This window comes from Pantoea sp. ME81 (genome assembly GCF_903970985.1).
In the GTDB taxonomy this organism is placed as follows: domain Bacteria; phylum Pseudomonadota; class Gammaproteobacteria; order Enterobacterales; family Enterobacteriaceae; genus Pantoea; species Pantoea communis.
Genome location: NZ_CAJCKS010000155.1, coordinates 1 through 11259 on the forward strand (window position 1 = coordinate 1; position 11259 = coordinate 11259).

Annotated in this window: 9 protein-coding genes and 1 tRNA gene; 6 read left to right on the forward strand and 4 right to left on the reverse strand. The window is 55.4% G+C overall.

Annotated features, from left to right (window positions below; genetic code table 11):
- Positions 1-50: 50 nt before the first annotated feature.
- Entirely contained in the window at positions 51-1172 is a 1122-nt protein-coding gene (locus H7A81_RS21450; protein ID WP_058961411.1) for a Gfo/Idh/MocA family protein, read from the reverse strand.
- Between the two features lie 308 nt (positions 1173-1480).
- Between H7A81_RS21450 and H7A81_RS21455 the strand changes: the two genes are divergently transcribed.
- The 5 genes from H7A81_RS21455 to H7A81_RS21475 all read left to right on the forward strand — a co-directional run bounded on the left by H7A81_RS21455 (position 1481) and on the right by H7A81_RS21475 (position 6832).
- Positions 1481-1556: transfer RNA gene (locus tag H7A81_RS21455), tRNA-Asn, on the forward strand.
- A 510-nt stretch (positions 1557-2066) separates the two neighbouring features.
- A complete protein-coding gene (locus tag H7A81_RS21460; RefSeq protein ID WP_182058666.1) occupies positions 2067-3077 on the forward strand; it encodes a Zn-dependent oxidoreductase in 1011 nt (336 codons plus the stop codon).
- Positions 3078-3250: 173 nt separating this feature from the next.
- Positions 3251-4534, forward strand: a complete 1284-nt coding sequence (locus H7A81_RS21465) for an MFS transporter (protein ID WP_182058667.1) — start codon at positions 3251-3253, stop codon at positions 4532-4534.
- 52 nt (positions 4535-4586) lie between these two features.
- A complete protein-coding gene (locus H7A81_RS21470; RefSeq protein ID WP_182058668.1) occupies positions 4587-6047 on the forward strand; it encodes a mannitol dehydrogenase family protein in 1461 nt (486 codons plus the stop codon).
- 98 nt (positions 6048-6145) lie between these two features.
- On the forward strand, positions 6146-6832 hold the full coding sequence (locus H7A81_RS21475) for a GntR family transcriptional regulator (RefSeq protein ID WP_034824871.1): 687 nt from the start codon (positions 6146-6148) through the stop codon (positions 6830-6832).
- Between the two features lie 142 nt (positions 6833-6974).
- On the opposite strand, the gene fbaB is transcribed toward H7A81_RS21475, so the two are convergent.
- The 3 genes from fbaB to thiM form a co-directional block, all read right to left on the reverse strand.
- The gene (fbaB, locus tag H7A81_RS21480) at positions 6975-8027 is read right to left on the reverse strand and encodes a class I fructose-bisphosphate aldolase (protein WP_045832840.1); all 1053 of its coding nucleotides are present in this window, start codon (positions 8025-8027) and stop codon (positions 6975-6977) included.
- A gap of 207 nt (positions 8028-8234) precedes the next feature.
- The gene (thiD, locus tag H7A81_RS21485) at positions 8235-9035 is read right to left on the reverse strand and encodes a bifunctional hydroxymethylpyrimidine kinase/phosphomethylpyrimidine kinase (protein ID WP_182058669.1); all 801 of its coding nucleotides are present in this window, start codon (positions 9033-9035) and stop codon (positions 8235-8237) included.
- Entirely contained in the window at positions 9032-9817 is a 786-nt protein-coding gene (gene thiM / locus H7A81_RS21490; RefSeq protein ID WP_182058670.1) for a hydroxyethylthiazole kinase, read from the reverse strand. The genes thiD and thiM overlap by 4 nt, the downstream gene beginning before the upstream one ends.
- Positions 9818-10079: 262 nt before the next feature.
- Here thiM and H7A81_RS21495 point away from each other — a divergent pair.
- On the forward strand, positions 10080-11259 hold a 1180-nt coding region (locus H7A81_RS21495), incomplete at its 3' end, for a tyrosine-type recombinase/integrase (RefSeq protein ID WP_182058671.1).

The window sequence follows — 11259 nt, forward strand, 5'->3', positions numbered from 1 at the left end:
AAACCGGCCCCAGCCTGCTCATTAACTTGGGTGCGTGCTGCAGAAGGGCGTTACACCTTCATCCAGCGACGTTCGACGGCGGATACTGCTACCGCTTCTAATACCTTCTGCACCTGCAAGCCTTCGGCAAAATCTGGCCACATACGATCGCCGGCTGCGATACCGTTGATCAAGTCACGGATCTCAACGGTTTTCTGATCGTTAAAACCAATACCGTGACCCGCTGATACGCAGAAGTTGGCGTAATCCGGATGGGCCGGGCCAGTCAGAATGGTTTTGAAGCCCTGACGTCCAGCAGGTTCATCATGGATATACAGCTCCAGCTCGGCCATGCGCTCCTGGGTGTAGCGTAGCGTGCCTTTGGTGCCGGTGACCACGTAGGTGAGGCCCATTTTGCTGCCACAGGCGATGCGTGAAGTCTCGAACACACCGTGTGCACCGTTTTTAAAGCGCAGTAACGCGCTGGCCTGATCTTCGTTCTCTACCGGCAGCAGACGTGAAGGGTCTTTCGGATCGGGACGCTGTTTAATCACCGTCATCATATCGCCGCTGACTTCTTCGATGTCGCCCACCAGATAGTGCGCCATGTTAACGATATGCGCCGCCAAATCGCCCAGCGCACCTAAACCGGCCAGCGCTTTCTGACAGTGCCAGTCGAGCGGGGTTTCCGGACGTGCCAGATAATCTTCGTTGTGGGTGCCGTAAAAATGAATCACTTCACCAATTTCACCACGCGCAATGATTTCACGCGCCAGTTGGCTGGTCGGGTTTTTCATGTAGTTGAAGCCCACCAGCGTTTTGACGCCTGCCTGCTGCGCGGCCTGCACCATCTCTTCTGCATCGGCCACAGACAACGAAAGCGGCTTCTCGGAATAAACGTGTTTGCCGTTGCGGATCGCTTCCAGGGCCATCTCTTTGTGCAGGAAGTTCGGGGCGCAGATGTCGACCACATCAATATTGGGATCGCGCACCAGCTCGTGCCAGTCGCCGGTTGATCGGGCAAAGCCAAAGGTTGCCGCCTGTTTCGCGGCCAGTTCAGGATTCACCTCTGCCAGCATTTCACGCACGATTTCGCCTTTCAGCGCAAAAACAGTGGGAGCCTGCGCGTAAGCAATGGCGTGACAACGACCAATGTAACCACTACCGATCATTCCGATTCTGACTTTGTTCATGCTGCACCTGGAGTTGTGGGTGGGAATTGATCTGGAATATATGTTTCGCTTTTGGCCGCCACAACGGTGAAATGAAATATCTGTGATCATACATGCGAGGTATCTGACAAAATCGACAAATCAGAATGTAATTTTGCATAACATAAGTGACTTGCATCACAAATCATCCTGTTATGGAGGGTGATTCAGCGCGCTAAGGCGGAGAAAATCGTAAAATTGACGCTTTATTCAGCAGTCAGTAAAAAATGTAGAAAAGGCCTTTGACAACCCAGAGCCTGCTCGTTACTATGCGCCCCGTTCCAAACGATTCCTCTGTAGTTCAGTCGGTAGAACGGCGGACTGTTAATCCGTATGTCACTGGTTCGAGTCCAGTCAGAGGAGCCAAATTCTTGAAAAGAGCAGCCTATCAGGCTGCTTTTTTTATGCCTGCAATTTGGGAGGCGATGAATGGAATAGTTGGGCGATGTCCTAGCTAAAGTCATTGTCGGCTCAATCTGAAAATCTCAGCCAAACCTGCACATCTCATCACAGCCTGAACATCTCAAACCCAATTCAACACCCCAACATAGCTTGAAGACCTCATATCACTCTGAACATCGCAACCCACTCAACACCTCAACCCTGTTTGAATATCTTCGGCCTGCCTGGGAATCTCAACCCAAACTGAAAATCCCACATCTCAAATCTCTGCATATTTCAGCCCCACTCCAACTCCACTGCCCCATCTCCCAAACTGCCACAGTTCTTCGCTCCCTCTTCCTGCACTCTGTGACTCTCTTCACAACTCTTTAACGCCGACTTGTATGGTAGTATTGGCAAGCGTATTTTTCATTCATTGCATTCCCGTTGCTGCCAAATCCACCAATTAAGTGTGTATCTGGCAAGGAGTAGATGATGAAAAGTGTCGTAATTGAACAACCGGGTGAATTGGTAGTGGCAGAACGCGCATTGCCTGAACCAGCCGCAGGCGAAGTGCGCGTCAAAGTGCAGTTTGCCAGTATCTGCGGTTCAGATGTGCACATCTGGCACGGCCACAACCCATTCGCCAAATACCCGCGCGTGATTGGCCACGAATTCTTTGGCTTGATCGATGCGGTGGGTGAAGGCGTGGATGCCGCGCGTATCGGCGAGCGTGTGGCGGTGGATCCGGTCGTCAGCTGCGGACACTGCTACCCCTGCTCCATCGGTCGCCCAAACGTCTGTAAAGAACTGCAGGTAATCGGTGTTCACCATGACGGTGGTTTCAGCGAATTTGCGGTGGCACCGGCGAAAAACGCTTTTACTCTGCCCGCTTCTATTCCGGACAAACTCGCTAGCCTGGTGGAACCGTTCACCATCGCGGCGAACATCACCGCCTTCCTCAAACCGCAGGCTAATGACGTGGCGCTGATTTACGGCGCAGGCCCAATGGGCTTAACCGCCATTCAGGTGCTGAAAGGCGTCTACGGCGTGGAAAAAGTGCTGGTGGTGGATCGTCTGCCGGAACGTCTGGCGCTGGCGCAGGAAAATGGCGCTGATCAGGTGTTCAACAACAGTGAGATTCCGCTGGCCGCACAGCTGGAAGGCGTGCAGCCAACCTTGATCATCGATGCCGCCTGCCATCCGACCATTCTGGCAGAAGCCGCTGCCCTCGCCTCTCCGGCGGCGCGTATTGGCCTGCTCGGCTTCTCCGGTGAGCCTTGCAGCATCACGCAGCAGGCGTTAACCAGCAAAGAGTTATCACTGTTTACCTCGCGCCTGAACAGCAATCGCTTCCCGCAGGTGATTGAGTGGATGGAGAAAGGTCAGATTCAGCCAGAGAAATTAGTCACCCACTATTTCCCGCTGGCCGAGATTGAAAAAGCGATGACGCTGTTCGAAAAAGATCCGCGCACCTGCTGCAAAGTGATTCTGCACATGGGTTAAGTTAATCTTCACACCAGGTGTCCTTAATCCGGTGCGTACCCGCCGGCCAATATAATAATCCTCTCAATGCTTCAGGCTGTATCAAAGCGGCAAGTGATTCAATCCCCGAAGGGGATGAGATTAAACAGGCCACACAGAAACAGATTGAAGCATGATGGGGAAACGGAGTTTCTATGTTAAAGAATCTACGCTGGACCCTCGTACTGCTGTTGTTCCTGGTTTATATGATCAACTACCTCGATCGTATTGCCCTTTCTCTGACTGTACCACTGGTAGAAAAAGACCTGATGATCAACGCCGAACAGTTCGGCATGATTTTCGGTAGCTTCTTCTTTGGCTACGCGCTGTTTAACTTTATCGGTGGCCTGGCGACCGATAAATTCGGCCCGACTATCGTGCTCGGCACCGCCGTCGGTATGTGGTCGCTGTTCTGCGGCATGACCGCACTGGCGACCGGCTTCTGGTCCATGATGATTCTGCGCGTGCTGTTTGGCATGGCGGAAGGCCCAATCTGCGCCTCGGCAAACAAGGCCATCAACGGCTGGTTCCCGAAAAAACAAGCCGCTACCGCAATGGGCTTGCTGAGTGCGGGTTCGCCGCTGGGTGGGGCCGTCGCTGGTCCGATTGTGGGCTATCTGGCGTTATCATTTGGCTGGCGTCCGGCGTTCGTGGTGATCTGCGTGATTGGCCTGGTGTGGATGGGTCTGTGGTTCTTCTTCGCTGCTGATAACCCGGCACGCAGCAAAAAAGTCTCTGCAGAAGAGCGCGCGCTGGTCGAGAAACTGAAAGCGGAAGAACCGGCTGATGTCATCGATTCATCAGGCAAAGCGCACGGCATGGGTTACTACCTGCGTCAGCCGATTATTCTGGTCACCGCTTTTGCCTTCTTCTGCTACAACTATATTCTGTTCTTCTTCCTGAGCTGGTTCCCGGCTTATCTGGTGCAGGCGCACGGCCTGGATATTAAATCCATGAGTATCACCACCATGATCCCGTGGATTGTCGGCTTCGTCGGCCTCGCATTGGGCGGCTGGATTTCGGATAAGATTTTCAACATCACCGGCAAGCTGCTGCTGTCGCGCAAAATTGTTCTGGTGGTCTCGCTGCTGGCTGCCGCCATCTGTGTAGCACTGGCGGGAACGATTAAAGAGGTGAATTCGGCGGTGATCATGATGTCGATCTCCATCTTCTTCCTCTACATCACCGGTGCGATTTACTGGGCGATTATTCAGGATGTGGTGCACAAAAGCCGTGTCGGCAGCATCAGTGGCTTTATCCATCTGATTGGTAGCCTGTCCGGGATTGTTGGGCCGATTGTCACGGGCTATATCGTGCAGCACACCGGTAAATTCGACAGCGCCTTTATTCTGGCGGGCTGTGTCTCCGGGATTGGTGCGATGCTGGTGCTGTTTGTGATTCGCAGCCCAAAGACCGTAGATAAACCGGTGTCCGCATAACAGATTGACCATAATGGGGCGCTCTGCGCCCCGTTTGCTAAAAGGAAAACGCATGTTAGAGCTTGATCGCCTCCCCGCCGACGTCCAACGTCCCGCTTATGACCGCAGCCAGTTAAAAACCCGCATGGTGCACATCGGCTTTGGTGCTTTTCACCGTGCCCATCAGGCGCTCGCGACCGATAAACTGGCAACGGAAGGTAGCGACTGGGGCTACTGCGAAGTGAACCTCAACAGTGGCGCACTGATTCAGGCGCTGCGTCAGCAAGACCTGCTTTATACCCTCACCGAGATGGCCGATAGCAGCCTGCACACCCGCGTGATTGGCGTGGTGACGCAAGCGCTGCATGGCAAAGGCGACGGCATTGATGCGGTAATTGAGGCGATGAGCCAGCCGGATGTGGCGATTGTCTCGATGACGGTGACCGAGAAAGGCTATTGCTACATGCCTTCCAGCGGCAAGCTCAATCCGGATCATCCTGATATCGTGCATGACCTGGAAAACCCCACGCAGCCGCGTTCGCTGCCGGGCCTGATTCTGGCGGCGATTATGCGTCGTCGCGAGCGGGGATTAACGCCATTCAGCGTGATGTCCTGCGACAACATGCCAGAGAACGGCCACGTCACGCGCAACGTCGTCACCCAGCTGGCAGAACGCCATAGCCACGAACTGGCAGATTACATTCAAACGCACATCACCTTCCCCTCCACCATGGTGGATCGCATCGTTCCCGCCATGACCGATGCGGCATTTGATGCCCTGGAAGCGCGCTTAGGCAGCAGCGATCCGGTGGCGGTAGAAGCAGAACCATTCTTCCAATGGGTCATCGAAGATAACTTTGTTAACGGTCGCCCGGCATGGGAAAACGCCGGTGCTGAGCTGGTTAGTGATGTATTGCCGTTTGAAGAGATGAAGTTGCGCATGCTGAACGGCAGCCACTCTTTCCTCGCCTATCTCGGCTTCCTCGCCGGATACGAACACATCAGCGATTGCATGGCTGATAACCACTTCCGCACGGCGGCACGCGCGCTGATGTTACAGGATCAGGCCCCGACGCTGCGTACTCAGGGCGTGGATCTCACCGCCTATGCCGACTCGCTGATCGCTCGCTACGAAAACCGCGCCATCAAGCATCGCACTTATCAAATTGCCACCGATGGTACCCAGAAGCTGCCGCAGCGTTTGCTGGACAGCGTGCGCTGGCATCTGCGTAACGGCACCTCGTGTGACTATCTGCTGCTGGGTGTGGCGGGCTGGATGCGTTACGTGAGCGGTGTCGATGAGCAAGGTCAGGCGATTGAGATTCGCGACCCAATGAAAGAACAATTGGCGAGTATCGTTGCGCACAGCGATGAGGGTGCACAGCGTGTCGAAGCCTTACTGCGGATACAAGCGGTATTTGGCGATGATTTACGTTATCAGACCGCCTTTGTCTCGCGCGTCACCGAGCTGTATAACCAGCTTAATACCCAAGGTGCACGCGCTACGGTACAAGCCCTTGTGACACAGGCATAAGTGCCTTCACAAATGTGTAGCGCAGATGCAGCGTGCTGATTAGACTGAACCTTTCTCATCGGGCTGGCATAGGCCAGCCGTAATACGGATATTGCTGCATGTCGATTGCCTATACCATTACCACCAGCGAACCCGTAAATCAGCAGATCTATCGTTATCTGCGCAAAGATATCGTGACCTGCGCCATTCATCCCGGCTCGTTGCTGTCGGAAAAAGAAGTGTCCGCGCGCTTTAATGTGTCGCGCCAGCCAGTCCGCGAAGCCTTTATCAAACTGGCGGAAGCGGGCCTGGTGCAGGTGCTGCCGCAGCGCGGCACTTTCGTGCGTAAAATTTCCGCCCAGCGTGTGGCCGACGGCCGTTTTATCCGTGAAGCGGTGGAGATTGCCGTGGTGCGACGTGCTGCTCAGGAGATCACTCCCGAAGGCTTGATGGCGCTGGAGCACAATCTTCAGTTGCAGCGTCTGGCGGCAGAACGTCACGACAGCCAGGCATTCTTAGCGCTGGACGATGAGTTTCACCGCCTGATTGCCGAAGGGATTAACTGCCTGCTGGCATGGGAAACGGTGGAGAACATCAAAGCCACCATGGACCGCGTGCGCTTCCTGACCCTGAGTGAAGTGTCACCGCCGGAAAGCCTGATTCAGCAGCATGAAAACATCTACCAGGCGTTAAAAGCGCAAGATGTTGAAGCGGCAGAAGCGGCGATGCGACGTCATCTGCAGGAGATGATTTTGACCATTACGCCGATTGCTGAGCGTAATAGCGAGTGGTTTGAAGCGCCTTAGATGATTGACACCCAGCGGATTGAACCGTTGGCGGCGCAGGCAGTGCGCGGACGGCCTGCGCACAGGCCCTGGGAGCATACATTTGTATGTGACCAGGGACGCGCACTGCCCGCCCGCGAAATGGCAAGTAAGCCAGGTTTAATCAGGCAATCGTGACATCTTTCGCCAGATAAACATCCTGCACCGCATTAATCAGCTGTACGCCCTCTTTCAGCGACTTCTTAAACGCCTTACGGCCCAGTATCAGCCCCATCCCGCCCGCACGTTTGTTGATCACCGCAGTACGCACCGATTCGGCAATGTCAGTGTCTCCGGCTGATGCGCCACCGGAGTTGATCAATCCCGCACGGCCCATGTAGCAGTTCGCCAGCTGGTAACGCACCAGATCGATCGGGTTCTCCGTGGTCAGCTTGCTGTAGACGCGCTCATCGGTATGGCCGAATTTCACCGCCTTGTAGCCGCCGTTGTTCTCGGCCATTTTCTGCTTGACGATATCTGCGCCAATGGTCGCCGCCAGATGGTTGGCCTGGCCGGTCAAATCGGCGCTGGCATGGTAATCCACGCCGTCTTTCTTGAAGCCATCATTGCGCAGATAGGCCCACAGCACGGTCACCATTCCCAGTTCATGCGCACGCTCGAAAGCAGCCGAGATCTCTTCAATCTGACGACGTGACTGCTCAGAACCAAAATAGATGGTCGCGCCCACCGCAATCGCCCCCAGGTTGAATGCCTGCTCGACGCTGGCATACAGCGTTTGATCGTACTGGGTGGGATAGCTCAGGGTTTCGTTGTGGTTGAGTTTGACCATAAACGGAATGCGATGCGCATAGCGGCGAGAGACTGAGGCCAGCACACCATAGGTAGAGGCGACACAGTTACAGCCGGCTTCAATCGCCAGCTCAACAATGTTCTTCGGATCGAAGTAAGCCGGGTTGGCGGCAAAAGAGGCACCCGCTGAGTGCTCAACGCCCTGATCGACCGGCAGAATCGACAGATAGCCGGTGCCCGCCAGGCGACCAGTGTTATACAGGGTTTGCATATTGCGTAATACGGCAGGAGAACGATTGTTGTCGATCATCACACGATCGACGAAATCCGCGCCCGGTAAATAAAGGCTGTCCGCTGGAATGGTCATGCAGCGATGTTGAAGAAGTGAATCCGCTTCTTTGCCCAATAACTGTACGATGTCCGTCATGTTGGCTCCTGAAATAAATGGCTGGAATGGAACCGGCAATGGCCGATTCGCCCCCAACAGCCTGGACCGAAAAGCGCCAGGCTGGCAAATTGCTGACTCCATTTTTCAGACGGATACGCAGTAAAAAAATTCTGCCACCTTGCGATGGGCGGCCTTCAGATTGAATCCTGCAACGTAGAGGCACGCCTTAATCGCCGTTCTGCTGCCCTACCACCACTGATGGAAATGGTGCACCGGACCAATGCCCTTGCCGACTTCCAGCGAGTCGGCGTGCAGCAAGGCCTGCTGCAACCAGGCTTTGGCTTCGCTCACCGTGTCCGCCCAGTTATCATGACGTGGCCGCAGCGCCGCTAAAGCCGCGGACAGCGAACAACCGGTGCCGTGGGTATGGCGCGTATTGACGCGCGGTGCGGTAAAACGCTGACGGCCCGCGCGCGTGATTAGCCAGTCCGGGCTCTCAGCATCGCTAAGATGACCGCCCTTCATCAATACCGCTTCACAACCGAGATCCAGTAGCGCATCGCCCTGCATCAGCATGGTTTTCTCATCCTGCGCCATGTCACGCCCCAATAGCGCAGCCGCTTCCGGCAAATTGGGGGTGATCAACGACACTTGCGGCAACAGCAGTTCACGCACGCTGGCCACTGCATCGGGCGACAGCAGCGGATCGCCACTCTTGGCAATCATCACCGTATCCAGCACCACAAACGGCAGGCTGGCGCGTTTCAGCCGCTCGGCCACCACTTCAACAATCGCGGTTTCCGACAGCATGCCGATTTTGGCGGCATCGATACGCACATCGTCCAGCACCGAATCCAGTTGCGCGCCAACGAAATCGGGTTCAATACGATACACCGACTGCACGCCGCAGGTGTTCTGCGCCACCAGCGCGGTAATCACACTGGTGCCATACGCACCCAGCGCGGAGAAGGCTTTGAGATCGGCCTGAATGCCCGCGCCGCCGCTCGGGTCAGTGCCTGCAATGGTTAACGCGTTGATGCGTTTCATACGGCAACCTCCAGCGTCCAGAGGTTATCGAGGAAAGCCGCGACAAAGCTGCCTGGCCCCTGAACAGCACGCGCCGCCTGCTCACCCGCCAGCGACATCACGCGACATGCCGCCGCCACATGCTGCAAGCGGTCGCCCGGTAAGCTGCTGAAGGCCGCGACCACGGCGGAAAGCGCGCAGCCGGTGCCGACCACGCGCGTCATCAGCGGGCTGCCGCCTGGAATGGCCAGCGTGCGTTTGCCATCAGTGACGTAGTCGACTTCGCCGGTGACCGCCACCAGCGTGTGGTAATCCTGTGCCAACTGTTGCGCCGCGCTGAGTGCGGCATCGGCCTGATGCACGCTGTCCACGCCGCGCCCGCCCGCAGCCTGGTTAGCCAGCGCGAGGATTTCCGAGGCGTTCCCACGAATCGCGGCGGGATGCAGGCTCAGCAGCTGCTGGCAGAATTCGGTACGGAATGAGAGTGCGCCAACGGCGACGGGATCGAGCGTCCAGGGCGTACCGACTTTAGAGGCGGACTGCACCGCCGCCAGCATCGCATCGCGACGGTCGCGGGTTAAGGTGCCGACGTTGATCAGCAGCGCATCGGCAAAACTCACGAACTGCGCGGCTTCCTTGGCATCGATCACCATCGCGGGAGAGGCTTGCAAAGCCAGCAGCACATTGGCGGTAAAGGTTTGCACCACGTCATTGGTCATGCAGTGCACCAGCGGTGCCTGCTGACGCAGCAGCTGCAGAGATTGCGCGAATTGCGCGGGGGTAAGAAGGTCAGGCTGTGTCATAAAACTCCCAACCGGCGATCAAGAAGGCGAATGCGGTCAGGCATCTGACTTCCCTACGCTGGCATTATCCAGATCAGATAGAATTTTGATTAATCTCTAATAACAGCTAATAACACCAAATAACAGCTGAAGCCTTGCTGCTAAAGGATTTCGTCATATATGGTGTCACACCAAGTAACACCTAATAACACCCAGTAAACAGCCGTTGTGTTGGCAAATTGTTTGGGTGTAACAACAAAAACCCAACAGGCGATTATCCAACATGAGCAAAACTTCCCAACTTAAGCCGCTGCCATTCACCATTATTGACGGCGATCAGCGCCTTAAAAAATTCATTGAGCATTGTCGCGCCCGCTTTGTTGACGGAGAGACTACCAGCACTGGCAAGCCGTTGGCAAAGTTAACGATGCAGATCTCTAACGGGGATCTGACTGGCCTTGTTATTGAAGTGCGCCTGAAACGCATGGAAGGCAACACAGCAATTGTTGCGGCATCATGGCGCTATAACTTTGATCGCACGTCAACCTTTGTTCTTGGGCATTACATCGGCGCGGAACCAATGAGCCTGGCAGAAGCGCGCACAGCCCACCAGCAAGCCTATGATATACGCCGTAATGGTGGCGTGCTGAAACGCGAGACAGCAGCTAGCCGTAAACGCGCAGAGCAGGAAGCCAGCAAAGCAGCAGAGGAAGCCCCAACGCTTAACCGACTGTGGGCAGTACGGCAGGCAACTTTTGAAGACCGCGCACCGAAACTATTCCCCGGCTATCTGTCAGTATGGCGTAAGTGGATTGCCACCAGCGAACTCGCTAGCACTCCGCTGGTGGAGGTAACTTATAAACGTCTCTTCGACCACCTGATCAGTATGAGAGAGGCCGGAGCAGGCCCGGAACCGCGCCGCCGCGCAATATTCCTCCTGAATGGCTTGTGTGACTACGCAATGAAAACCGTTGACGGTTGGAGCCTGCCAAAGCTTTTAAATGGCGCGGACGTTGATGTGTTCGGTAAAGGCGAACTGAACAAAAAGCGTCAGCGCTACCTTCGCATTGAAGAAATGCGCGCACTCTGGCACCTGACCGAAACCGGAGGAACCGCGCACCAGGCGATCCGGTTTATCCTTGCCACGGGGGTGCGTAAAGCTGAAGCCTGCAACGCCAAATGGGATGAAATAGACACAGAGCGAGGTTTATGGATTGTGCCAGCGGGCCGCATGAAAATGGCTAAAACTCACACAGTGAAACTGAACAGCGTGGCGCTGGATGTATTGGCGCAACAGCGTGAAGCAGTTGGTGATAAGGGATGGCTGTTTCCATCGCCGTCACTAGCCCCACACCGCCGATTTGAGCCTATCGCGGGTAAATCTCTCAATAATGCGCAGGACACGCTTAATCGTCAGATGGGCGACATGGGGGATAAATGGACTATTCACGATCTCCGCCGCA